Source organism: Achromobacter sp. 1L-A-4-B-C2, assembly GCF_057291955.1.
The window spans coordinates 530,363-553,154 of record NZ_JBXAWP010000006.1; the positions used below are offsets into that span (position 1 = coordinate 530,363).

General features: G+C 65.3%; 21 protein-coding genes. 12 read left to right on the top strand and 9 right to left on the bottom strand.

The genetic code is table 11. The features are described 5' to 3' along the window. Positions 1–22: 22 nt before the first annotated feature. The 3 genes from AC0Z35_RS27500 (at position 23) to AC0Z35_RS27510 (ending at position 3,653) form a co-directional block, all read left to right on the top strand. Positions 23–1,174 (top strand): acetyl-CoA acetyltransferase, encoded by a 1,152-nt coding sequence (locus tag AC0Z35_RS27500; RefSeq protein WP_485133095.1) that lies wholly within the window; start codon positions 23–25, stop codon positions 1,172–1,174. Between the two features lie 23 nt (positions 1,175–1,197). Beyond that, positions 1,198–2,511 (top strand): 3-hydroxyacyl-CoA dehydrogenase, encoded by a 1,314-nt coding sequence (locus tag AC0Z35_RS27505; RefSeq protein WP_485133094.1) that lies wholly within the window; start codon positions 1,198–1,200, stop codon positions 2,509–2,511. Positions 2,512–2,648: 137 nt separating this feature from the next. Beyond that, positions 2,649–3,653, top strand: coding sequence for a Bug family tripartite tricarboxylate transporter substrate binding protein (locus AC0Z35_RS27510; RefSeq protein WP_485133093.1), 1,005 nt, complete (start codon positions 2,649–2,651; stop codon positions 3,651–3,653). A gap of 92 nt (positions 3,654–3,745) precedes the next feature. Here the strand turns inward: AC0Z35_RS27510 and AC0Z35_RS27515 are convergent, their stop codons facing one another. Further along, positions 3,746–4,099 (bottom strand): winged helix-turn-helix transcriptional regulator, encoded by a 354-nt coding sequence (locus AC0Z35_RS27515; RefSeq protein ID WP_314361767.1) that lies wholly within the window; start codon positions 4,097–4,099, stop codon positions 3,746–3,748. Positions 4,100–4,223: 124 nt separating this feature from the next. Between AC0Z35_RS27515 and AC0Z35_RS27520 the strand changes: the two genes are divergently transcribed. The 4 genes from AC0Z35_RS27520 to AC0Z35_RS27535 all read left to right on the top strand — a co-directional run bounded on the left by AC0Z35_RS27520 (position 4,224) and on the right by AC0Z35_RS27535 (position 8,868). Further along, positions 4,224–5,225 (top strand): NADPH:quinone reductase, encoded by a 1,002-nt coding sequence (locus tag AC0Z35_RS27520; protein ID WP_255593348.1) that lies wholly within the window; start codon positions 4,224–4,226, stop codon positions 5,223–5,225. Between the two features lie 94 nt (positions 5,226–5,319). Next, on the top strand, positions 5,320–6,246 hold the full coding sequence (locus AC0Z35_RS27525; protein ID WP_485133092.1) for an oxidoreductase: 927 nt from the start codon (positions 5,320–5,322) through the stop codon (positions 6,244–6,246). Positions 6,247–6,327: 81 nt separating this feature from the next. After that, positions 6,328–6,504, top strand: a complete 177-nt coding sequence (locus AC0Z35_RS27530) for a DUF3606 domain-containing protein (protein ID WP_082134474.1) — start codon at positions 6,328–6,330, stop codon at positions 6,502–6,504. A 78-nt stretch (positions 6,505–6,582) separates the two neighbouring features. Beyond that, a complete protein-coding gene (locus tag AC0Z35_RS27535) occupies positions 6,583–8,868 on the top strand; it encodes a putative bifunctional diguanylate cyclase/phosphodiesterase (protein WP_485133091.1) in 2,286 nt (761 codons plus the stop codon). Between the two features lie 67 nt (positions 8,869–8,935). Here AC0Z35_RS27535 and AC0Z35_RS27540 read toward each other — a convergent pair whose 3' ends face one another. Then, the gene (locus AC0Z35_RS27540) at positions 8,936–9,832 is read right to left on the bottom strand and encodes a LysR family transcriptional regulator (protein WP_046804819.1); all 897 of its coding nucleotides are present in this window, start codon (positions 9,830–9,832) and stop codon (positions 8,936–8,938) included. 265 nt (positions 9,833–10,097) lie between these two features. On the opposite strand from AC0Z35_RS27540, the gene AC0Z35_RS27545 reads away from it, so the two are divergent. The 4 genes from AC0Z35_RS27545 to AC0Z35_RS27560 all read left to right on the top strand — a co-directional run bounded on the left by AC0Z35_RS27545 (position 10,098) and on the right by AC0Z35_RS27560 (position 14,512). Beyond that, positions 10,098–10,751 carry a hydrolase gene (locus tag AC0Z35_RS27545; RefSeq protein WP_104144119.1) on the top strand — a complete coding sequence of 218 codons (654 nt, stop codon included), beginning with the start codon at positions 10,098–10,100 and terminating at the stop codon, positions 10,749–10,751. 98 nt (positions 10,752–10,849) lie between these two features. Continuing rightward, complete coding sequence (locus tag AC0Z35_RS27550; protein WP_485133090.1) at positions 10,850–11,860, top strand: NAD(P)-dependent oxidoreductase; 1,011 nt, start codon at positions 10,850–10,852, stop codon at positions 11,858–11,860. Between the two features lie 6 nt (positions 11,861–11,866). Next, positions 11,867–13,195 carry an MFS transporter gene (locus tag AC0Z35_RS27555; protein WP_485133089.1) on the top strand — a complete coding sequence of 443 codons (1,329 nt, stop codon included), beginning with the start codon at positions 11,867–11,869 and terminating at the stop codon, positions 13,193–13,195. A gap of 252 nt (positions 13,196–13,447) precedes the next feature. Beyond that, positions 13,448–14,512, top strand: a complete 1,065-nt coding sequence (locus tag AC0Z35_RS27560) for a hypothetical protein (protein WP_485133088.1) — start codon at positions 13,448–13,450, stop codon at positions 14,510–14,512. Between the two features lie 54 nt (positions 14,513–14,566). Here the strand turns inward: AC0Z35_RS27560 and AC0Z35_RS27565 are convergent, their stop codons facing one another. From AC0Z35_RS27565 to AC0Z35_RS27580, 4 genes are all read right to left on the bottom strand, one after another. After that, on the bottom strand, positions 14,567–15,466 hold the full coding sequence (locus AC0Z35_RS27565; RefSeq protein WP_485133087.1) for an NAD(P)-dependent oxidoreductase: 900 nt from the start codon (positions 15,464–15,466) through the stop codon (positions 14,567–14,569). Between the two features lie 35 nt (positions 15,467–15,501). Continuing rightward, complete coding sequence (locus AC0Z35_RS27570; protein ID WP_082134473.1) at positions 15,502–16,515, bottom strand: Bug family tripartite tricarboxylate transporter substrate binding protein; 1,014 nt, start codon at positions 16,513–16,515, stop codon at positions 15,502–15,504. A 77-nt stretch (positions 16,516–16,592) separates the two neighbouring features. Then, on the bottom strand, positions 16,593–17,972 hold the full coding sequence (locus tag AC0Z35_RS27575; protein WP_485133086.1) for an MmgE/PrpD family protein: 1,380 nt from the start codon (positions 17,970–17,972) through the stop codon (positions 16,593–16,595). A gap of 91 nt (positions 17,973–18,063) precedes the next feature. Beyond that, positions 18,064–19,110 (bottom strand): Bug family tripartite tricarboxylate transporter substrate binding protein, encoded by a 1,047-nt coding sequence (locus AC0Z35_RS27580; RefSeq protein ID WP_120156516.1) that lies wholly within the window; start codon positions 19,108–19,110, stop codon positions 18,064–18,066. A 134-nt stretch (positions 19,111–19,244) separates the two neighbouring features. Between AC0Z35_RS27580 and AC0Z35_RS27585 the strand changes: the two genes are divergently transcribed. Then, positions 19,245–20,135 (top strand): LysR substrate-binding domain-containing protein, encoded by an 891-nt coding sequence (locus AC0Z35_RS27585; RefSeq protein ID WP_046804814.1) that lies wholly within the window; start codon positions 19,245–19,247, stop codon positions 20,133–20,135. Between the two features lie 19 nt (positions 20,136–20,154). On the opposite strand, the gene AC0Z35_RS27590 is transcribed toward AC0Z35_RS27585, so the two are convergent. The 3 genes from AC0Z35_RS27590 to AC0Z35_RS27600 form a co-directional block, all read right to left on the bottom strand. After that, positions 20,155–21,132, bottom strand: a complete 978-nt coding sequence (locus AC0Z35_RS27590; RefSeq protein WP_046804813.1) for a Bug family tripartite tricarboxylate transporter substrate binding protein — start codon at positions 21,130–21,132, stop codon at positions 20,155–20,157. Positions 21,133–21,246: 114 nt separating this feature from the next. Further along, the gene (locus AC0Z35_RS27595; RefSeq protein WP_485133085.1) at positions 21,247–22,161 is read right to left on the bottom strand and encodes an NAD(P)-dependent oxidoreductase; all 915 of its coding nucleotides are present in this window, start codon (positions 22,159–22,161) and stop codon (positions 21,247–21,249) included. After that, a complete protein-coding gene (locus tag AC0Z35_RS27600) occupies positions 22,158–22,571 on the bottom strand; it encodes a carboxymuconolactone decarboxylase family protein (RefSeq protein ID WP_046804811.1) in 414 nt (137 codons plus the stop codon). The genes AC0Z35_RS27595 and AC0Z35_RS27600 overlap by 4 nt, the downstream gene beginning before the upstream one ends. Between the last annotated feature and the right edge of the window lie 221 nt (positions 22,572–22,792).

A 22,792-nucleotide genomic window follows, 5' to 3' on the forward strand; every position in this document is an offset into this window, starting at 1 on the left:
GCCTGTTAATTGGAATGACTTGATGGCTACTAGTACAAGAGGGGCCTCGGCAATTGTCGGGGTCGGCACCACGCCTGGCTGGAACAGCCCCGGGTTCTCGGCGTTGGATCAGCTCGGCATCGCCGTTCAGGCGGCGGCGGCCGATGCGGGCATCGGTGTGGACCAGATCGACGGCTTGTTCACGTCCACGCTGACGCATTTCATGCCCGCCCTGTCCGTGGCGGAGTATCTCGGCATCCATCCGACCTATATGGACGGCACCAACATCGGCGGCTCCTCATTTCTGGCCCACCTGTTGTCGGCCACGCTTGCCCTGAAAGCCGGGCTGTGCAAAGTGGCCTGCATTTGCTATGGGTCGAACCAACTGTCGGCGGGCGGCAAGCTGACCACCCTGACCGAGCCCGCCCCCTGGGAGGCGATGTATTCGCCGCGCAACCCCATCAGTGGCTACGCCTTGGCGACCGCACGCCACATGCACCAGTACGGAACCACGCGCGAGCAGCTGGCCAGCGTCGCGGTCGCCGCGCGCCAATGGGCGCAGCTCAATCCTGCCGCCCACGAGCGCGGCCCCCTGAGCATCGCCGATGTTCTGGATTCCCGGCCTATATCCGACCCGCTCACGCTGCGGGACTGCTGCCTGGTGACGGACGGCGGCGGAGCGATGATTCTGGTCGCCGCGGGGCGCGTGCCGGAATTTGCCAACACGCCGGCCTATGTCCTGGGTGTCGGCGCGGCAACCACGCATCGCCAAATTTCAAGCATGGAAGACCTCACGGTCACCGGTGCCGTGCAATCCGGCCAACGCGCCTTCAAGATGGCGCGCGTCGCACCGCGAGACATCGACGTCCTGCAACTCTATGACGCATTCACCATCAACCCGATTCTGTTTCTTGAGGACCTGGGCTACTGCGCCAAGGGCGAAGGCGGCGCGTTCGTGGCGTCAGGCGTGACCGCGCCCGGTGGCGCACTGCCGGTCAACACCAACGGCGGCGGCCTGTCCTGCAATCACCCGGGTATGTATGGCATTTTTGCGGCCATCGAAGCGGTGCACCAGATTCGCGGCTCCGCAGGCGCCAGGCAGGTTGACGGCGTCGATCTGGCCCTGGCCCACGGCAATGGCGGCCAGTTGGCCAGCCAGGTCACGGCGATTCTCGGATCGCGCGCCACCTTGTAATCGTTGAAACCGCGGACACAATCATGAGCACCACCACCAGCACGCCAGTCGTCAACCACCACCCCTTCGTGGCCGAACGCCAATTACACAAGCCCCCGTTTGCGGCCAAGGCCAGGTCCGTCAACCGGGCGGCGGTGATAGGCGCCGGCACGATGGGCGGCGGCATTGCGATGTGCTTCGCCAACGCCGGCATACCCGTGGTGCTGCTGGAGAAAGACGCCGAGCGCCTCAGCCAGGGCATGGCGCGCATCAAAGAAAACTACGCCAACTCCGCGCGGCGCGGCCGGCTCAGCGCAGATGAGGTCGCACAGCGTCTCGCCTGCATACAGGGCAGCACGCGCTTCGAGGATCTGGCCGACGTGGATCTAGTCATTGAAGCGGTGTTCGAGGAAATCGGGCTTAAACACGAGATATTCAAGACGCTTGATCGGGTCTGCAAACCCGGCGCCATCCTGGCCTCAAACACTTCTTTCCTGGACATCGACGCTATCGCGAGCGCCACTCAGCGGCCCCAGGACGTGGTAGGGATGCACTTTTTCAGCCCGGCCAACGTCATGCAGTTGCTGGAAAACGTGCGCGGCTCCGTCACCTCGGACGACGTGTGCGCCACCGTCATGGAAGTGGGCCACCGCCTGGGCAAGGTCGCGGTGCTGGTGCGGTCCTGCGACGGATTCGTCGGCAACCGCATGTTGGCCAAGCGTACGCGCGAAAGCTATTTCCTGCTCCAGGAAGGCGCCTCGTTCTTTCAGATCGACGGTGTGCTGCGCGACTTCGGCCTTCCGATGGGGCCGTTCGCCATGGCGGATCTGGCAGGGTTGGACGTGGGCTGGCGCAATCGCCAGAGCCGCCTGCAACGCCTGACGCCGCGCGAGCGCGAGTGCGACATGCTGGACCGCATGGTCGCCGCCGGCCGGCTGGGCCAGAAGACCCAGGGTGGCTTCTACGACTATGACAGCGACCGCAAGGCCACCCCATCACCGGCTGCCGAAGCACTGGTCGCCGCACACCGCGCCGCCTCAGTCAGACAAGCGCGGCAGATCTCAGACGAGGAAATTCTGGAGCGCTGCCTGTACTCGATGATCAACGAAGCCGCCTATATCCTGGAAGAGAATATCGTCGAACGCGCCTCCGACATTGACGTCGTCTGGCTCAAAGGCTACGGCTTTCCCGCCTATCGGGGAGGCCCGCTGTGCTATGCGGACCAGATCGGCCTGCCCGCCATTCTGGCGGGCCTGCGCAAGTATGAAGCCGTGCACGGCTCCCAATACTGGAAGCCGGCCAATCTCATCGTCAAGCTCGCCCAGGAGGGGCGAGGCTTTCACGATGACCCTGCCTGAATCCGTGCACACGCAATAAAAGAGAGCACGTCAACGCTGTTTCGGAGAGACGCAGGCACTGTCGATACATGCCCTGCGTGGGCAGCGGAGCAGGCATATACAGAAGTCTTGATAAATACAACAAACCGGAGACAAGCGTGTCTGACAAGCAACTGCATCGCATTCCTTTGGGCCGCAATGTGGCCGCCATCATCCTCTGCGGCAGCAGCGCCCTGCTCGCGCCTGGGGTCGCCGCTGCGGCCGATTGGCCCGACGGCAACCCCATCACCATCGTCGTCCCGTTTTCGCCTGGCGGTTTCACGGATCTGGTTGCGCGCCGCTACGCTCAGGACCTGGGCAATGCGTTGAAGACGACCGTCGTGGTTCAGAACAAGCCCGGCGCCAGCGGCCAGATCGGCACGGCGCTCGTCGCGCGCGAGAAACCGGACGGCTACAACCTGCTGGTCACGGCCACGCAACACGTGATCTATCCCGGCCTGCAACCCAAGCTGCCCTACGACCCGAAGAAGAGCTTCTCCAACGTGGCCATTCTGGCTTACGCGCCTAATGTTCTGCTGGTTCCCGCCAAATCTTCCATCACCAACGCCAAGGAATTCACGGCCTACGCCAATCAACAAGCTGGCGGCCTGGCTTTTGGCTCCAGCAGCGTGGGCGGCTCGGCGCACATGTCCGGCGAACTCTACAAGATGGTCGCCGGCGCCAATCTGCGCCATATCCCCTACAAGGGCGCCGCGCCTGCCGTCACCGACCTGATCGGCGCGCAGATCCCGGCGGCATTCCTGGACGCAACATCGGCCGCCGCCTTCATCCGCTCGGGCGACGTCAAAGCCCTGGCGGTCACCTCGAAAGACCGCCTGCCCAGCTTGCCCGATGTGCCCACCGTCGCCGAATCCGGCTATCCAAGCTACGAATCGCAGGCCTGGATAGGCCTCTTCGGCCCCGCCGGCATGCCGACAGCCATCGTGCAAAAACTGAACCGGATCGCCATCGACAGCGCCAACACCGAAGCCAGCATCAAATGGCTCAACGACAACAACGCCACGCCGGGCAAGCTCTCGCCGCCACAGGTCACGGGCTTCGTCGACGCCGAGCTCGACAAATGGAAAACCGTCATCGATCGAGCGCACGTCACGGTCCAATAGCATGACGAGGCGTTCGCACAAAAGGCGAATCTTATTCCGTGCGCTCAATACCGGGGCGCGCGTGGACAGCCGTCTCCCGAAGTCAACCGACTTCAGGAGACGGCCGTTTTCCGTTTGCGCGCCTTGTTTGCCAGATAGAGCTCGCCCCACGCCTTCATCGCTTCCAGCGTCGGAGCCAGTGTCGTTCCTAGCGCCGTCAGCGTGTATTCCACGCGTGGAGGCACTTCGGCAAAGACTTCCCGGCTGACGATGCCGCTTGCCTCAAGTTCGCGCAACTGCAACGTCAACGAGCGCTGCGTAACGCCGCCGATCAGCTTTTTCAGCTCCCCGAAACGCTTGGTTCCGCTCAGCAGATAGTGAATGATCAACGGCTTCCATTTCCCCCCCGCGATGTGTACGGTGATTTCCACCGCGCATCGGTATTGATCTAGCTTGCCACGCGCCATGATGCTGCCCTGAGTCGGATAAAGCCTCGATAGTATATTTTTTATCCTTACGTATAAACAATGTGCCTACTTGTAGAAAAGCCACTGGATTTCGATAATGCCGGCTCACGGAAGCATGTCTTCCATGTCCGAGAAAAAATCCATGAAAGCTGCTTTTTACGAACGCCAGGGCCCCGCGCATGAAGTGCTTTGCGTCGCTGAACTTCCCGATCCCCGACCCGGCCCAGGTGAAGTCCGGGTGCGGGTGCATGTGTCGGGGCTGAACCCTACCGATCTCAAAGCCCGAACGGGATTCTCCTCTGCGATGCCGTACCCGCGAATCATCCCGCACCAGGACGGCGCGGGCGTCATCGATGCCGTGGGCGATCCGAACGAGGCCGGTCGGGTGGGTCAGCGGGTATGGATCTTTGAGGCGCAGTACGGCAGGCCGGCAGGAACGGCGGCCGACTATGTCGTGGTGCCGTCGGCGCAGGCGGTGCCACTGCCGGATAACGCATCTTTCGAGGTCGGGGCGTCACTGGGCATCCCGGCCTTGACGGCCCATCGCTGTCTCTTCGCCGATGGCGACATCCGTGGCAAGAACGTGCTCGTGCAAGGCGGCGCCGGCGTGGTCGGCACCGCCGCCATCCTGCTGGCGAAGTGGGCGGGCGCTTGGGTCGCGGCCACCGTCATGAATGAAGCACAGGCCACCGTCGCTCGCGCGGCGGGCGCGGATCTGGTGTTGGACCGCCTGAATGATGACGTGGCCACGGCAATCAAGGCGCGCACGGGCAACGCGGGCGTGGACCGCATCGTCGACGTCAACGTGAAGGCGAATCTGGACATCGACATGGCATGCCTGGCGCCAGGAGGTGTCATCAGTTCCTACGCGATGTCGCATGCCGACGATGCGCTTGCGTTGCCATTGTTAAGCGCGATGATGCACGGCTGCGTGCTGCGGTTCGTGTTTATCTATACGGTGCCCATGGCGGCGAAAATCCAGGCGATCCGGGACATAAACGCCTGCCTGGCCAGCGGCGACTATGCCCCGCATATCGGGATGAAAGTCGAACTGGATAAAATAGCCGACGCTCACGTCGCGCTTGAATCGGCATCTGTCGTGGGCAAGGTGCTGGTCGCCTTGTGAAGCGTTTGCCAGCCCGGTGTGCCACGCCGCACGGTCTGGCCGCTATCCGTGCGCGCCCCCGCCCTCCACCGTGCTTTTCAAGGAACCCCATTCCATGAGTACCGCAACAGATGCAGCAACCGTCGCCATCGTCGGACCCGGCGCCATCGGCACCACGGTGGCGGCGGCCTTGCACCAGGCCGGCCGTACGCCCTTGCTGTGCGGGCGCACGCCGCGCAGTGAACTGATTCTTGAGGACGGCGAGCGCCGCATCACGGTTCCGGGACCGGTGCGCAACGATCCCGGCCAGCTCGATGGCACCGTCGATATCGTTTTTCTTGCCGTCAAGGCAACCCAGACCGAGGCTGCGGCAGGTTGGCTGGCGGCGTTGTGCGGCCCGGACACCGTCGTGTGCGTCTTGCAGAACGGGGTCGAGCAAATGGAGCAGGTCGCCCGGCACGCCCCAAAGTCCCCAAACACCTCGGACTCTCCTGGCGCTCGCATCATTCCCGCCGTGGTGTGGTTTCCCGCGCAGGGGCAGCCGGACGGCTCGGTGCGCTTGCGTGGCGAGGCGCGCCTTAGCTTGCCGGACACGCAGGCGGCGCACGTGGTGGCCGAGGCGCTGCGCGGCACGCTGTGCGCGGTGGACGTCACCGCCAACTTCCAGACGCTGGCCTGGCGCAAGCTGTTGCAGAACGCGGTGGCGGGCCTGATGGCACTAACCCACCGCCGCGCCGGCATGTTCGCGCGGCCCGACATCGCCACGCTTGCCATCGCTTATCTACAGGAATGCCTCGCCGTGGCCCGCGCGGAAGGCGCGCAGCTGGGCGACGAGACCCCAGAAGAGATTCTTGCAAAGTTCCAGGCCGCTCCGGCCGACATGGGCACGTCCATTCTGGCGGACCGCCAGGCGGGCCGGCCGCTGGAATGGGATATCCGCAACGGCGTCATCGCGCGCCGCGCCCGCGCGCATGGCATTGCCACGCCAATCAGCGACATCGTGGTGCCGCTGCTGGCCGCCGCCAGCGACGGACCGGGCTGACCTCCGGCAAGCCCCGGCCGCAAGCTGCGCATCGGGAACGCGGCTTGCTGGATAGGTGTTTCTTCCAACAGAGGAGACATCATGGCCGACGACCTGAAGGATCGAGGACCCCAAGACCGGTCCCGCATCAATGTGAACGAAGCCCACGAACTGCGCTACTGGACGCAGGCGCTTGGGGTCACCGAAGCGCAACTGCGCGAGGCGGTGCAGGCGGTGGGCGCATCAGCCGCCGCGGTTCGCAAGCATCTGGGTAAATGAAGTCGGGGCCGGCGCGTCAGTGCCGGCCCTTTTCTATTTCTTGTTGACGAGGCGCCAGCCCTTCCCGGAGACACGGGCATGAAAACAAGCGTCGAGCGACTTCCGCAATTTGCCGGGCGGCTTCTTGTCCTGCTGCTGGCGGCCTTCGGGCTGTTCCTGGCGGCCATGGTGTTTTCCCTGCATCTTTCAGTGGAAAAAAGCGACGACATGTCGGCCGAACGGCAACGCCGCGAGCTGGCCCAGGCCGTCAGCAATGTGCTGGACGACGTGTCGCAGGCACAAGAGGGGGTGGCGCTGTGGGACATGCTGCTGGATGAACTTGCCAAGCCCAAGCCGGACCAGGCCTGGCTGGACGAGAACGTGGGCACCTTGCTGCACCGGCTGTTCAACCAGGACGTTATTTTCATCCTGGGTCCGGACGATGCCCCCGTCTACGCCAGCGTGAACGGCCAGGCGGCCTCGCCGTCGATGTACCTGTCGTACCAGGCCGCCATCAAAAGATTCGTCGACTTGGCGCGCGGGCGCATCAGCCGGCCCAACAACGACCATGAACGCTTGCCAGGCCAGGCGCCGGCTACCGAGGCCACTTTGCGCACGACCCCGTCCGCCGTGCACGCCACGGATCTTGCCATCGTGCAGGATCGGCCCGCCGTCGTCAGCGCCATGCATATCGACCACTTTCAGATGCGGCCCGCCACGCCGGGAGCCGCTCCGCACAATCTGCTTGTCAGTGTCCGGTATATCGATGGTGATTTTCTGTATGCGTTTTCGCGCGGCAATCTGGTTGAAGGGCTGCACTACCATCCTGAACGCGTCCACCACGACGATGACGGGGAACGCGAGCTGGCGTTGACCTCATCGGACGGCGCGCCTATCGGATATCTGATGTGGCGGCCCGACCTTCCCGGCTCGGAATTATGGCGGGCGATGCTGCCCGCCTTCGTCTCCATGATCGGTGGCGCCCTGGTTATTGTGGCGTTCCTGGCGCTGCGCACGTACCGCTTATTGCGCGATCAGCAATCGCATCTGAGCGCGCTGCGCGCGGCGCACGTAGAGCTGAAAGCCAGCGAAGCGCATGCCCAGCACCTGGCCTTTCATGACGTGCTGACCGGCCTTGCCAACCGCGCCTACTTCGCCACCTTTGTCGACCAGGCGCTGGTGCGCAGACAACCCGATTCCAGCTGCGCGGTGCTGCTGCTGGACCTGGATCACTTCAAGCAGGTCAACGACACCTGGGGGCACGCCGCCGGCGACGCGCTGATCCAGGAATTCGCGCGACGCGTCAAAGCCATCCTGGGGCCGGACGATGTGATTGCACGCCTGGGAGGAGACGAGTTCGCGGTGCTTGCGCAGAACACCTCCGAAGCGTCCGCCAACGCGTTGACCCGGCGCATCCTGGCCGAAGTGCGCGCCCCGTTCGAGCTGCTGGGCGGGCGCGCTTTTGTCGGCGCCAGCATCGGCATTGCCATGGCGCCCCGCGATGCAACGACGCGCAGTGAATTGATGCGCAAAGCCGATATCGCGCTGTACCGCGCCAAAGAATCAGGCAGAAATCAGTATTGCTTCTTCGAACCGGAAATGGACGAGACGCTGAAGGCCAAGGCGTTGATGGAAGCGGACCTGCGCGCCGCGCTGGCCGACGGCGGGCAGCTAAGCGTGTATTTCCAGCCGCAGATCGACAGCGGAACGCATCAGCTGGTGGGCGTCGAGGCGCTGATCCGTTGGCATCACCCGACCCAAGGCGCGGTGCCCCCACAGATTTTCGTGGCGGTTGCCGAGTCGACCGGGCTGATCGTGGAGCTGGGCGATTGGGTGCTGCGCGAAGCGTGCCGCGCCGCGTTGCAATGGCCGGGCCTGTCCATCGCGGTGAACCTTTCCCCGGTGCAGTTTCGCAGCACCGGCTTTGCTGCCCGCGTTATCGACCTGGTGACTTCGGCGGGCGTCAGCCCGACGCAGATCGAACTGGAGGTGACCGAAGGCGTGTTCATCGAGGACGACGGGCGCGTGCAAAACGCCATCGGCCAGTTGCGCGCGGTGGGCTTCCGGATCGCGCTGGACGACTTTGGCACCGGCTATTCCAGCCTGAGCTATTTGCAGAAATTCGCCGTGGACAAAATCAAGATCGATCGCAGCTTTGTGGCCAATATCGGCGAAGGCGCGGACTCCACCGCCATCGTCAATGCCGTTGTGACGCTGGGCCGCTCGATGGGGCTGACGGTCAACGCCGAGGGCGTCGAGACGGCGGCGCAACGCGATTTTCTTCGCGCTGCCGGCTGCGACGAACTGCAAGGCTTTCTGTTTTCGAAAGCAGTGCCGGCGGAAGAAATTACGCAGCATTTGCAAATGGCACGCGCGGCGGACTGAACGTTGGGCGAACGGGCGTACGGGCGAACGCGCCCGTGGGCCAGCGGGCCACCGGGCCGAATGCCGCTTACGCCGAAACCGTGCCCGCAAAATGTGGCGAGCTGCCAAAGTGTTCGATCAGCAATTCCGTCAAAACGCGGATCTTGCGTGCGGGATGCTGACCGGGCGGCCGGATCACGTAGGCGCCCGCGGGCGGCGGCGGGTAGCGGGGCATGATGGGCACCAGCGCGCCCGCCACCACGTAGTCATGCGTCAGGCAATCGGGCAGGTACGCAAGGCCCAGGCCGGCCGCGGCCGCCGTAACCAGGGCCGCGCCGTTGTCGGCCTTGAAGCGCCCTTGCGGACGCACCGTGATGATCTTGTCGCCGTCCATGAATTGCCACGCCTCGGTGCCCTGCATCAGCGCTTGATGGGCAGCGAGTTCGGCAGGCGTTTCCGGCGCGCCATGCGTCTTGATGTAGTCGGGGCTGGCAAGCAGCTTGCCCAGGATGGGGCCGACGCGTCTGGCGACCAGGTTGGAGTCTTGCAGGTAACCGACGCGGATCGCGCAGTCGTAGCCTTCGGCGATAAGGTCGACAAAGCGGTCGCTGTAGCAGGTCTGCACGTGCAGCTTGGGATGGCGCCGCGCCATTTCCGCGACCACCGGCGCAAAGTGCGTCAGGCCGAACGACACGGGCACGGCCACGCGCAGGCGGCCGCGCAGCTCGCCGGCGGGCACGATGGTTTCGCGCGCCAGGTCTATTTCGGCGCAGGCGCGGGCCGCATGGTCACGGAAGGTGGCGCCCGCTTCCGTCAGCGCCGCGCCGCGTGTCGAGCGTGCCAGCAACTGCACGCCAAGCTCTTCTTCCAGGCGCAGCAGGCGACGGCTGACGATGGACTTGGACACGCCCATCCGAAGCGCGGCCGGCGACACGCCGCCCGCGTCGGCCACCTCGATAAAAGTCTGTAGCTCTTCGATATCCACTTGGCGTTGCCCCCGTTTTGCGACGCAGTTCGCCGCAGGATAGCACTACGCAATCCGGCACCAACAGCCCCAACTGCCGCGATGGAAGACGCCTCGCGCGCCGGTGTTCCGCAACGCGCGACACAGCTCATCGCGCAACGTCACTACCGCATCCCGGGCCACAAAAACATAATGCCCATTCCGGGGACGGCGCTACCCGCGTCCGCCACCCGGCACTGCATGTTGCAGAGCACCCCCTCCAACCACAGCAAGCCAGGGATCACCAATGAAATTTCGTAATGGCCTCGATTCGCTACTCCGTCCTGAAGACTCGTTATTGGTTCTGATTGACCATCAGCCCTACCAGCTGACCAACCTGAACAGCCACGACCCGCACATGGTGGTCAACAATTCGACGGCGTTGGCGAAGGCCGCCAAGGCGTTCAACGTGCCCACCATCCTGACCAGCGTGATTGCTGACCGGGGCGGCCGCATTTTTTCGCAAATCACCGATGTGTTCCCCGGGCAAGAGGTCATCGACCGCACGCTCATCAACACGTGGGAAGACAAGAAGGTCGTCGAAGCGGCCAAGGCCACGGGCCGCAAGCAGCTGATCATTGCCGGCTTGTGGACCGAGGTCTGCGTGGCGATGCCGGCGATCCAGGCGGCGGGCGAAGGCTGGGATGTGACGGTGGTGACCGACGCGTCCGGCGGCGTGTCGGTCGAAGCGCACGAAGTGGCGCTTCAGCGCATGGCGGCGGCCGGCGTCAACTTGATGACGTGGCTGGCGGTGGCCGCCGAATGGCAGCGCGACTGGGCGCGCCTGGGCACCGCCGAAGCGCTGACCAATGTGCTGGTCCAGCACGCGGCCGGCAGCGGTATCGCGTACCTGTGGGAACAGCAGTTGCTGAATACGCCCGCGCCCGCCACCGCAAGCTGATCGCGGCGGCGCCCCGAACCGGCGCCAGGACGGCATAAGTTGCCCTGCCTGGCGCCGGGGCCATTCCGGCCCGGGGCAAGGTGCCGAGGAATGCTGATATGACAACAAACGCTGTCTTGCTGATGGGAGGCACCGGTTCCATCGGCCGCTTGAGCGCCCGTGCTTTGCGGGCCGTTTACCCCGATGTCCCGTTGTTGATCGGCGGGCGCGATGCGGCAAAAAGTGCCGACGCGGCGGCCAAGCTGGGCAACGCCGAAGGCGTGGTGATTGACCCGCGCGCCAACGACCTGGGGCTGGGCGAGCGGCCGGTAGCGGCCGTGGCCGTGTTTTACGCCGATGATCGATTGGCCGGCCTGCGCTTTGCGCAGCGTCGCGGTGCGCCCCACCTGGGAATTTCTTCCGGTGTCTATGAAATTGCGCCCGAAGTTGCTGCGTACATGCAGTCGCCCGGCACCTGTGCCATCGTGCTGGGCTATGAATGGCTGGTGGGCGCCACCACCATCGCCACGTTCGATTGCGCGCGCGCCTTTGCGCAGTTGCACGACATCAAGATCGGCGCCCTTGTCGACGATCAGGACGGCGGCGGCCCTGCCGTGGCCGAGGATTTCGAGCGCCTGAACCGCATGATGCCGGCCGCCTTGACGCTGCGTGATGGCCGCTACGTCTGGCGTGGCAAAGAAGACGCCCGGGCCGAGTTTCGCGCCATCGACGGCACGGTGATGCAAGCCCACGGCTTCTCGTCCATCGATGTGGCGGGTCTGGCCACGGCAACCGGGGCGCCCAACGTGCAGTTCAATATCGCAACCGGCGTCAGTTCATCGCGGCGGCGCGGTGAACCCAAATCGACCGAGATCATCATTGAGCTCGCGGGCAAAGGCCATGACGGCCGTGCGCTACGGACCCGTCATGCGGTGTTCCACCCGCGCGGCGCGGCCCATCTGACGGCGCTGGGCGTCAGCATGATTCTTGAGCGGCTGGCCGGCCTGGACGGCAAACCGCCCACGCCGCCGGGGCTGCTCTTTCCCTTTCAGGTGGTCGATCACGGTACCTACCTGTCGCGCCTGCGGGCCGAGGGCGGCAGCATCATCGCGCTTGACCCCGTGCAGTAGGGTCCGGTGACAACCGCGTCAAATCCGGGCGTCGACGACATGGCCATCAACCCCAGCCGCTATCTGGGCATCACGGGCTTTGCCCTGATCGCCGCCTGCTACGGTTTCGCGCGGTTTGCCTTCGGGCTCTTCCTGCCTCGGATCGACGCGGAACTTAGCCTGTCTTCAACCCTGAGCGGCTTGATGTCGGGCGCGGCATTTCTGACTTACTGCGTGGCCGTCATCCTGTCGGCCTGGCTGACCGAACGCCTGGGCCCCCGCTTTGTCGCCATCGGCGCGGCGCTGATTGCGGCGGCGGGCATGGCGGGTATCGCGGCGGCGCCCACGGCGCCTTGGCTGGCGGGCGCCGTCATGCTGGCCGGATCCAGCACGGGTTTGGTATCGCCCGCGCTGGCGGCGGCGGTTGCGGCGGGCGTTCCGCCTGGCCGCCAGAACGCCACCAACGCCTTCATCAACGCGGGCACCGGCGCGGGCGTGGCCTTGTCCGGCCCCGTCGCGCTGATAATGGGCGAGCAGTGGCGCGTGGCCTTCGCGGGCTTTGCCGCCGTGGCTTTCGGGTTGGCGTTTGCCGTGGCGTTCATCCTGCCCCGGCGCACGCAGGGCGCGACCGCTGGCGCTACTGCTGATGGCGCTATTGCCGGCGCTACTGCTGTTGCCGCTACTGCCACTGGCGCTAGCACCACCGGCGTTACCACCACCGGCACTGCTACCACCGGCGCCACCACCACCGGCAACGGCATCCCGATGTTAAGTGGCGTCCTGCGGCGCTTGATCGCGGCGGCCTTCCTGACGGGCGCGGCCAGCACCGCGATCTGGTCTTTCGGAGGGCAGCTGGTCGGCCTGCGCTTGAACTGGAGCAGCACCGGCGCGGGCCTGCTGTGGACCGCCATCGGCGCTGCCGGGATCGTGGGCGCGGGCGCGGGGCACTGGATCGCACGGTTCGGCATTGACCGCGTGCACCGAGTGTTCCTGACGGCCATGGCCGCTAGCGTGCTGCTGGTCGGCATCGACGGCACATCCGTGCCCTTGGCGCTGTTGGGCGGCGCGCTGTTCGGCGTGGCCTACATCACGATCACCGGCGCCTATCTGCTATGGGGCGTGTCGGCCCTGCCCCGGCGCCCCGCCACCGGCGTGATGATTGCGTTTCTGGCGCTGGCCATCGGCCAGACGGCGGGCGCGGCGATCTTCGGGCTGCTGATGGACCGTTTCACGGCCAATCACGCCGTTATCCTGTTTGCCGCCCTTGCCTTGACCGCGGGATTCGCACGGGCCGAGACCGCCGACAATGCCAAGCGCCGCCGATTTCCGGCGTGCAAGAAACAGTCGCAACAATAATTTACGAACGCGCCCGACGCGGTTCTACGACGTGGCTTGACGCCGCCACCGCCGCCGACGGGTCACAAGCCGCGTCCGCCGTGGGTCCGCACGGCAACGATGCCACCCCGGCCACGCTTGCCGACCGCGTCGCCCCTTGCGTGCGCGGACGCGCGCCATGTTTCAGCGGTCACCCAACGCTTGCAGCGTTTATCCAAGCCAGTAGGATGCGCGGTCATTGAACCGACCCAGCCCCTCCAAGGACCGCCCCCCATGACGCTGCCGCGACCGCGAATTGCCCTTTCCGCCCTGCGCCTGACCTTGACCGTGGCCCTGCCGCTTGCCTTGTCCGGGTGCATCACCCTGCCGGATTCAAAGGGCGAAGGCACGATGGACGACCCGCGCTACGCGCAGTTGCTGGACCTGATTGACGAAGCGCTCAAGGCGGACATGGCGGTGGTGCTGGTGGCCGACGTGATGCCGCACGCCACGCTCAAGGATGCAATGTCCATGACGAAGTGGACCGGCAACACGGTCTGGATGCACGAGCAACAGCCGAAGATCACCTTCGGCCGCAAGTTTCAGAACAACTCGCTGCAACGTGACGAGAAGGCCACCTATCTGTTCAAGGCGTTTGAAGTGCACATCCTGCCGCCCGGCAAATACCTGCTGACCGGTGGCGACGACTACAAGCTGAACGCCTTGCTTGACCAGGTGGGCGCGCGTAGCGGCCCGGTAGGCTCGGGCCGCGGCGCCAACGGCACCGCGTATCTGTCGCCGGAGCTCTACCGCGAGTTCTATAAAGAGACCAACTGGCATGAGGGCACCACGGGCTCGCAGCTCAAGACCCGCACCGTCTGCACGGCGGTGCATCGGGGCACGGGCGCCTGCGTCGCCTGGGGCGAAGAGCAGTACACCGAAACCACGCAAGGCTCGCGCGCCGGCTATTACGAAGAGACGGCCTGGCGCGACATCCCGGCGATCAAGGTGCAATCGCGCGTGCCGCCGAAGCTGGCGCTAGCCAGCTTTACGCTCAAGGGCGGCCAGTTCGTGCTGAGCCAGCGCATGCCCATGAAGACGCCCAGCTACCAGTACAAGCCATCGGCCTGCCGCGCGGTCGACCCCAAGATGATCGAATGCCCGCTGGAAGACTTCACCGTCTACACGCGCCCCGCACCGATGGACTTCGCGCAAAAGCTCATCGCGCAGCGCACCAACGTCAGCGACGCGCACCGGCAACTGCTGTCCACCTTGCAACCCATGCAGATCACGCCGCTGGGCAAGCAAGGCATGGAAGACCCGGTGTGGGGCGTGCCGGTTTCGATGAAGGGGCGATAAGGCGGGAGGCCAAGTGCCATCGGCGTCATGCAGCCCTGTCCGCCCTTCCCGCTCTTAACCCCTGGCGCGGATTTTCACGCCTGCCCAATCTTCAACCATCCGCGCCACGTCGGCGTAGTCGGCGTCCCGGCCATGGATAGCGGTCGTCATCACCAGCATCTCGCGCACTGACGAGCCCACGACCATGGGCACGCCATGACGCTCGGCTTCTTCCAGGCACAGGCGCACATCCTTGTGGGCAAGGCGCGCAGCGAAGCCCACGTTGAAGGTGCCGGTCAGCACCGCACGGGGAAACTTTTCCAGGGTGGCCGAATTGCGGCCGGACCCGGCGTTGATGACGTCCAGCATCACGCTGGGGTCCAGCCCGGCCTTGACGCCCAGCGCCATCGCCTCCGACGTAATGGCCACGGCGGTGGCGGACAGCAGGTTGTTGGCCAGCTTCATGACTTGGGCCTGGCCGGCTTCGGCGCCCAGATAAAAGGTCTTGCCGAAGTGGCTCAGCACCTCGCCCAAAGCGTCGTAGCGCGACGGGGGGCAAGCCACCATGATGGCCAGCATGCCGCGTTCCGCGCCGGTGGGTCCGCCGCTGATCGGCGCATCCACGTAGTCGATGCCCTGGGCTGCCAGCGTGTCGTAGGCGCGCCGCGCCGCCACTGGGCCGACGGTCGATAGATCCACCACGCATTTGGCGCGCGACGCGGCGGCCAGCCCGCGCTCACCGCCCAATACCTCGTCTACCACCTTGCCATCGGGCAGGCTCAAGAACACCACATCGGCCGCATCCCCAACGGCGCGCGGGGTGTCGTGCCCCTCGGCGCCCAGCGCTTCCAGTTGCTGGCGCACGGCTGAATCGGTATCAGCAACGTGCAGCGTATGGCCGGCCTGGATCAAGCGTCTGGCCAGCGGGTTGCCCATATTGCCCAATCCGATGAATCCGTAAATTGTCTTGCTCATTTTTGTTCCTTGGGCGCGATGCCGGCGGCGGCGCATCAGCGCGGTTGCAGGCCAATTTGTGTGGCCAGTTCGGAAAACTGCTGTTGGTCTTGTTGCAGGACACGCGCGAAGGCGGCGGGGCTGCGCTCTTGTGCTGACGGAACGCGCGCCGCCAAGCTGTCGATGCGCGCCTTGAAGTCAGGCGACTGAACCGCTTGGCTCAGGACCCGCGCCAAGTTGTCCACCACGGCGTCGGGCGTGCCACGCGGCGCCACCAGGCCATTCCAGATCTGCATATCGAACTGCGCAACCCCACCCTCGGCGAAGGTGGGCACGTCGGGCATCTGCGGCAGGCGCTGGGGCGATGCCACCGCGATGGCCTTGATCTGCCCGGCTTTATGAAGGGGCAGCATCGTGACGGTCTGGTCCAGCACCGACTGTATGGTCCCGCCCATCAGGTCGGTGATGGCGGGGCCCGACCCGCGATACTGGACCAGTTGCGCTTGGACGCCGGCCATGCGCAGGAACATCGCTTCGGCCAAATGCGCGGTGGTGCCCGGTCCGCCTGAGCCAAAGTTCATCTTGAGTTCGCCGCTGCGCATGCCCGCCAGCATCGACGGCAGGTCCTTGATGCCGCTTTGATTGCTGACGCTAAGCACCATAGGCACGTTGGCAACAGTGCCGACGGCCTTCGTGTCCTGCACGATGTCCAGGCCCGCCTTGGGGTATAGCAAGGGAATCAGCACCATGGATTGATTGCTGAACATCAGGGTGTAGCCATCCGGCGCCGAACGCGCCAGACGCTGAAATGCCAGCAGGCCTCCCGCGCCCGTGACGTTTTCGACCACGAAAGTGGTCTTGGTGGCCTTGCCCAGTTCGGTGGCAACCAGCCGCGCCAGCGCGTCCACGCTGCCGCCGGGCGCAACGCCAACCATGATGGTGACGGGCTTGGATGGGAAGGCGTCCTCGGCTTTGGCGGTCTGGGCGAGGCTTGGGCCCGGGCCCAGCACCAGGCCAAGACCAAGCCAGAGTGCCGCGCCCGGCAAGCGGGATGCGATACGTCGCTTCATGTCGTCTCCTTCGTTCAGCGGCGATGCGGTGTCACGCCGCGTTATCGATCTGCGATATGCGCTATGCGATATGCGCCTCAGCGCCGGCGCAACAGCTCCACCAGCGTGCCGACGCCGCCCGCTTTGTCCAGATCCAAGATGGCTTGCAAGCAGCCGTCGGTGGCGCTGGGCGGCAGCCCGCCCAGCGGGAACAGGTGCAGGAATTTGTCGCGCACGTCTTGCCAGTCGATGCCGCGCGCGCCGGAGCCTCGGGGGGCACGGCACGTCGCGCGATGCACGGCGCCGTCGCGCAGGATGATCGATACCGTGCCGCCGTGGCGGTGGGGAAAGCGGTCGGGTAGCGGCGGCGGGTCGGGATCGAATTCGACTTTGTCCTGCAAGGCCGAAATGACGGGGTCCGCCATTTTGGTCTCGTCCATGTGGGCCCAGGCAAAGCCATCGTCGGCGATGGCGGCGGCCACGAAGTACGGCAGGCTGTGCGCCGCATCGACCAGATTGCGGGGGTGTGGCTCGCCTTTGAAGTTGGTCCATTGCACGGCGGCCGACACAACGATGCGATCGATGTCGGCGGGCCGGACGGTGCCGGCGCGCGCGGCCTCGGCCGCAGCCTCGGCGCATGCGTGAAAGGGGTGTGCGCCGGGCATCAGCTTGATGGCCAAGTCGGTGACGATGTCCCACGATTCGCCCCAATCGCACACGATGTCCTCGCGCGCCTGCCCGCCCAGTGCATCAAGAAACCCGCGCGGCGCTTCGAAGATTCCCAGCTCACCCTCAAACCCGCGCTGCGCCGCGAGCGCGGCGCGTATGCCTGCGCCGGCGGCCTGGCCGGCGTGATATTCCCGCGCGCAACTGGTGTCGGCCGCAATGGCCATGCCGCTGGCTGACGTTGCCGACAGCGCCATGGCGTGCGCCAGCTGCAAGGCGTCAAGGCGCAGCAACAAGCCCGCGGCGACGCAGGCGCCGAACACGGTTGACCATGATCCGTGAAAGCCGCGTTGCATGCGGCCCGGGGTCAAGGATTCGTCGATGCGTCCGGCCACTTCGTAGCCCAGCACCATGGCAGCCAGCACATCGCGACCGCTCGCGCCCTGCTGTTGGCCCACCGCCAGCGCCACGCTGGACACGATGGTGCCGATGTGGGCAATGTTGCGCATGTCGCTGTCGTCCGATGCGGCTGCGTCGCTGGCCACGGCGTTGGCGCGCGCGGCTGCTGCCAGCGGCAAGCGCCGGCCGTCGAACCACAGGCTGGCGGCGGGCGTGCCGCCATTGGCCAGTTCGATGTCGCGAATGATGCGGGCCGATGCAATGTCATAGCCCATCGCGGCGCTGGCCAAGGTGCTGGCCAGGCTCATCTTGGCGTGTTCAAGCGCCAGGGCGGGCAGCGCGTCGGCGGGCGTGGACATGACAAGGTCCGCCAACTGACGCGCCAGCGGGCGCGCCTTGGAAGAAGATTGCACAGTGGTTTCCTTGAAGAGTGCGTGACGGCGGGAGTTACCGCGCGGCCGTTGCTGCGTGAGCCGTTGCCGCGCGAGCGTTACTGCACGCCACTCACTGAGCGGCCGTTCCCAGTTCCTTCAGAACGGGAACCCATTTGGCAAGATCCTGGCGCACCAGGGCCTCGAAAGCGGCCGGTTTGGGCAACGGCGTGTCGGGCAAGGTAAAGCCCTGTCCGATCAGCTTGTCACGCAGTGCGGGCTGGCTCATGACCTTGTCCAGCGCGGCATGCAGGCGCGTTGACACGTTGGCCGGCAAGCCAGCCGGACCGACCAGGCCCCACCACAGCGTGACCGAGTAGTTCGTCAGGCCGCTTTCCTGCATCGTAGGCACGTCAGGCAGCAGCGTGGAGCGCTTGGGCCCGGTGACGGCCAGCGCCCGCAGCTTGCCGCCGCGCACCAGCCCGATAGCGGCCGGCAGGTTGTACAGGCCCATGTCCACGTCGCCGCTGATGATGGCGCCCAAGCCTTGGGGCGCGCCGGTGTATGGCACGTGCAGCAGCGGCTTGTTCAGCATTTGCGCCACGCTGGCGCCGGCGATGTGGTGGCTGGTGCCCACACCGCTTGAGGAATAGCGGAAGGTTTCCGCGGGCTTGGCCTTGATGGCGGCCAGCAGCGACGGGGCATCCTGGTACGGCGATTTTGTGTCAACCACCAGCAGGTTCTGCACGTCGGCAATTTCGCTGATGAAAGTGAAATCCTTGATGGAGTCGTAGCCGGGCGATTTATAGAGCACCTGGTTGTTGACGAAGGTGCCTTGCGCGGCGATGCCTAACGTGTAGCCATCCGGCTTGGCGCGGGCAATGTCAACCGTGCCAATGGTGCCCCCGGCGCCGCCCTTGTTATCTACCACCAACGGTTGACCCAGCTCGTCGGACAAGGCGGATGCGACGACGCGCGACAGCGTATCGGCCGCGCTGCCCGCCGCGAAAGGCACGATCAGGCGGATGGATCGTTCGGGGTAAGCCGCCTGCGCGCCGGCGGCCCACGATGCCGTACCGAAAGTCACCGCCCACGCCACACCGCCCATCACGCCCAATGCCGCGCAAAACCGGGGCAGCGGTGCCATGACGCTAGCGCGCCGTCGAATAAATCCGTGCATGCTTGTCTCCTCCTTGTGGCGCCGCACTGCATGCGAACGCTTGATTTAGTTTTATCAATCAAGGCAGACTGTAGGCGCGTTCTTTCTCAGCGTCTGTCGAATCTTATTGTTCGACCATTGAGTTGTTTTCAATCATGCACAAACTCAGAAATCGCCTGGGCCCACTGCGGGTTCTGGATGCCGTCCACCGAGGCGGCGGCGTGGGGCGCGCGGCCGAATTGCTGCACGTCACGCCCGGTGCGGTCAGCCACCAATTGCGCCGGCTGGAAAGCGATCTGGGGGTGCAATTGGTGCATAAGGACGGCCGCGACATCGCCTTCACCACCGTCGGCACCGAGCTTGCCCTGGAGGCCGCCGAACTTTTCGATCAACTGGAAGCCGCGTTGGCCAGGGCGGCCGAGGCCGGCGCCAACCGCCGCATCCGCGTCAAGGTAATTCCCAGCTTTGCCATCAAATGGCTGATGCCACGGCTGGGATCGCTGTATGCGCAACACGCCGATATCGACATTGAAGTAGCCACGGTGGCGCGCGCCGATGACACCGAATTGCACAACGCCGATTTCGTCGTGCGTTGCGGCGACGGCCACTGGCCCGGCCTGCGGGCCGACTTGTTATTTCCGGACGAGTTGGTGTTGGCGTGCTCGCCCGCGCTGGCCAAGCGCGTGCATCGTGCGCAAGACGTACTAGGCGAAACGCTGCTGCAATCCATGATTGCACCCGACTGCTGGGACCGCTGGCTGCTGTCGGCGGGCTTGAGCGCAAGCAGCGACACCCGTTTCATCCCGCTGGCCAATGCCGTGCTGTGCTTGCAAGCGGCCGCCGAAGGGCTGGGCATCGCGGTAACGCAACGCGCCTACATCACGCAGGACTTCGCCACCGGCCAGTTGGTCCAACCGCTGGCCCACACCGCGCGCAGCAGCAACGGCTACTACCTGGTCAGCAAGCCCGACCGCGCCGCCACCGCGCCGTTCAGCACGTTTACCGATTGGCTGATCAGCGTGAAGCAGGCGCGCGGCGGACCTTGATGCGGGTTGTTTTACGCAATCAATTCACGGTGATGTTCGCTTCTTTGATCAGCTCGGCAAAACGCGGAACGTCCTTTGCGATCAGCGCCTGGAACGCAGCCGCGCCCTGCTGCTTGGCGTCCGGGGCCTGCGCGGCAAGCTTGTCCAGCGACTCGCGCACCCCGGGGCTTTTCAAGGCCGCCGCCAGGGCCTGCTCCAGCCGCGCGATCACGGCGGGCGGCGTGCCGGCTGGCGCGGCGATGCCGTTCCACACGCTCATGTTGAAGTCGGGTACGCCGCCTTCCGCGAAGGTGGGCACGTCGGGAATCTGCGGCAGGCGCGAGGCAGCGGCCACAGCCAGCGCCGTGACGCGCTTGCCTTCATGAATCGGAATCATCGTGACGGTCTGGTCGATCACCGCGTCCACCGTACCCGCCATCAAATCCGCAATGGCCGGGCCGGCGCCCCGATACGGGACCTGCATGCCCTGCGTATTCGTCACATGAAGAAAGTACGCAGCAGCGATATGGCTGGTGGACCCCGACCCCGCATTGCCGAAGTTCACGTCGGCGCCATTCTTTTTCAAACGCGCAACAAAGTCGGGCAGCGTGGTGATGCCGCTTTTCTTGCTGACGGACAGCACCATCGGCACCGTAGCAACCAGCCCGATGGCGCTCATGTCGCGACGCGGGTCGAACTTGGCCTTGGGGTACAGCGACGGCGCAATGGCCAGCGACCCCATGTTGCCGAAGGTGATGGTGTAGCCGTCGGGCGCGGCGCGCGTGACGCGCTGGTTGCCGATCATGGTGCCGCCGCCGCCCAGGTTTTCCACCACGACGGTCTGGCCCAGGTTCTCTCCCATGGCTTGCGCCACGATGCGGGCCAGCCCGTCGGTGGACCCGCCGGCCGCGTACGGCACCACCATTGAAATGGCACGCGTGGGATAGTTTTGCGCCAGGGCGTTGGCGCCAAGCGTGATCAGGCCGGCGCCCAGGGTCGCCAGAAAAATCTTCTTCATGGTTTGCTCCTCGCTATTTGTGCCGGCAACAGCCGGTCCTCCGCCTTGTCTTGGCGGTTGGGGTGATGCAGGTTGAAAGGGGCGCGGCGGCTGCCGCGCCGTGGTGGAGACGGCCTAGCTTTTCCTGGCCGACAGCTCCACGCCGGCCAGTCGTTCGGACAGACGCGCCACGGCGGTGTGGTCCTGGCCCTTGCCCAGCGTTTTGCCCGCTGACGCCCAGAGCTCGCGACACAGCGAGGCAAACGGCGTGGGCGTGCCGGTATCGGTAGCGATGCCCAGCGCAATGCCCAGGTCCTTGACCATCAGGTCCAGCCCGAAGCCGGAATTGAATTCCCGCGACAGCACGAACTGCTTGAATTTCTTCTGCGTGGAATTGTTCATGCCGGTGGACGCGTTCAGCACGTCCACGATCACGTTGGGGTCCAGGCCGAACTGCTGGCCGATGATCATGGCTTCAACGCCGATCAAAAAGCCGCCCGCCGACACCAGGTTGTTCAACGCCTTCATGGCATGGGCGCTGCCGACATCGCCCACGGGGGTAATCGACGTGCCCATCGCGGACAGCGCGGGGCGCACGCGTTCCAGCGTGGCGGCGGGGCCGCCGAACATGATGGACAGTTCGCCGGTACGCGCGCGCGGCACGCCGCCCGACACGGGCGCGTCCACCATCTGGCCACCGGCGGCGGCCACGGCCTGGGCCAGCCGCTGCGTATGCGTCGGCACGCCCGAGCTCATTTCCACCACGACGCTGCCGGGGCGCAGCCCCGCCAGCGCGCCCTGGTCGCCGTCCAGCACCTGTTCCACGATGGCGCTGGTGGGCAGCATCGTGACGATGATGTCGGACTGCGCCGCCAGTTCGGCGCAGGTGGTCGCGGCCTGGCCGCCGACCTCCTGCGCGAATTTATCGGCCTGGCCGGGCACGGCATCAAACACCGTCACCGCGAAGCCCGCCTGCACCAGCCGCGCCGCCATCGGCCAGCCCATGCTGCCGATGCCGATCAGGCCCACGCGTTCTCGCGATGCGCTCATGCTTGCTGCTCCTTGAAGGCGCCCTCTTCCTCCAGCACCTGGTTGGCCACCTTGAAGGCGTCCAGCCCGGCGGGGATACCGCAGTACACGGTGGCTTGCAGCAGGATTTCCTTGATCTCTTCAACCGTCACGCCATTGGTCAGCGCGCCTTTGACGTGCAACTTGATTTCCGCCGGTCGGTTCAGCGCCGTCAGCATCGCCAGGTTCAGCATGCTGCGCGTTTTCTTTTCCAGGCCGGGGCGGCCCCAGGCGTAGCCCCAGCACCATTCGGTGGTGATGTGCTGGAAGGCCATCATGAAGTCGTTGGCGCGGGCCAGCGAACCGTCCACGTATTCGGCGCCCAGCACTTCGCGGCGCAGCTTCAGGCCTTGGTCGAACAGGGCTTGGGTTTCGGATTTGGTGTCTGCCATAGGTTCCTCGTTGGTGATGGTGACGGGTGTCAAACCGGGGCTGTGCCCGGTCGCGGGTTTGTCTGGAGTCGGTCTAGTTTGTCTGATTGTCAGTCAAGTTTCGTCCGAACGTCAATAGTCGGATTGTCCGACAATCTTCTTGACTGCTTAAAGTTTGAACACAATAATGCGGCAAAGCGCCGGGCTGGCTGCCGTGCGCCCTCAACCACAAAAGCCAGGAG

What these genes read in the sequence shown, in the direction of transcription:
- AC0Z35_RS27500 (WP_485133095.1), top strand. Translation starts at nt 23, where the DNA reads ATGGCTACTAGTACAAGAGGGGCCTCGGCAATTGTCGGGGTCGGCACC.
- AC0Z35_RS27505 (WP_485133094.1), top strand. Translation starts at nt 1,198, where the DNA reads ATGAGCACCACCACCAGCACGCCAGTCGTCAACCACCACCCCTTCGTG.
- AC0Z35_RS27515 (WP_314361767.1), bottom strand. Translation starts at nt 4,099, where the DNA reads ATGGCGCGTGGCAAGCTAGATCAATACCGATGCGCGGTGGAAATCACC.
- AC0Z35_RS27520 (WP_255593348.1), top strand. Translation starts at nt 4,224, where the DNA reads ATGTCCGAGAAAAAATCCATGAAAGCTGCTTTTTACGAACGCCAGGGC.
- AC0Z35_RS27525 (WP_485133092.1), top strand. Translation starts at nt 5,320, where the DNA reads ATGAGTACCGCAACAGATGCAGCAACCGTCGCCATCGTCGGACCCGGC.
- AC0Z35_RS27530 (WP_082134474.1), top strand. Translation starts at nt 6,328, where the DNA reads ATGGCCGACGACCTGAAGGATCGAGGACCCCAAGACCGGTCCCGCATC.
- AC0Z35_RS27535 (WP_485133091.1), top strand. Translation starts at nt 6,583, where the DNA reads ATGAAAACAAGCGTCGAGCGACTTCCGCAATTTGCCGGGCGGCTTCTT.
- AC0Z35_RS27545 (WP_104144119.1), top strand. Translation starts at nt 10,098, where the DNA reads ATGAAATTTCGTAATGGCCTCGATTCGCTACTCCGTCCTGAAGACTCG.
- AC0Z35_RS27550 (WP_485133090.1), top strand. Translation starts at nt 10,850, where the DNA reads ATGACAACAAACGCTGTCTTGCTGATGGGAGGCACCGGTTCCATCGGC.
- AC0Z35_RS27560 (WP_485133088.1), top strand. Translation starts at nt 13,448, where the DNA reads ATGACGCTGCCGCGACCGCGAATTGCCCTTTCCGCCCTGCGCCTGACC.
- AC0Z35_RS27565 (WP_485133087.1), bottom strand. Translation starts at nt 15,466, where the DNA reads ATGAGCAAGACAATTTACGGATTCATCGGATTGGGCAATATGGGCAAC.
- AC0Z35_RS27570 (WP_082134473.1), bottom strand. Translation starts at nt 16,515, where the DNA reads ATGAAGCGACGTATCGCATCCCGCTTGCCGGGCGCGGCACTCTGGCTT.
- AC0Z35_RS27580 (WP_120156516.1), bottom strand. Translation starts at nt 19,110, where the DNA reads ATGCACGGATTTATTCGACGGCGCGCTAGCGTCATGGCACCGCTGCCC.
- AC0Z35_RS27585 (WP_046804814.1), top strand. Translation starts at nt 19,245, where the DNA reads ATGCACAAACTCAGAAATCGCCTGGGCCCACTGCGGGTTCTGGATGCC.
- AC0Z35_RS27590 (WP_046804813.1), bottom strand. Translation starts at nt 21,132, where the DNA reads ATGAAGAAGATTTTTCTGGCGACCCTGGGCGCCGGCCTGATCACGCTT.
- AC0Z35_RS27595 (WP_485133085.1), bottom strand. Translation starts at nt 22,161, where the DNA reads ATGAGCGCATCGCGAGAACGCGTGGGCCTGATCGGCATCGGCAGCATG.
- AC0Z35_RS27600 (WP_046804811.1), bottom strand. Translation starts at nt 22,571, where the DNA reads ATGGCAGACACCAAATCCGAAACCCAAGCCCTGTTCGACCAAGGCCTG.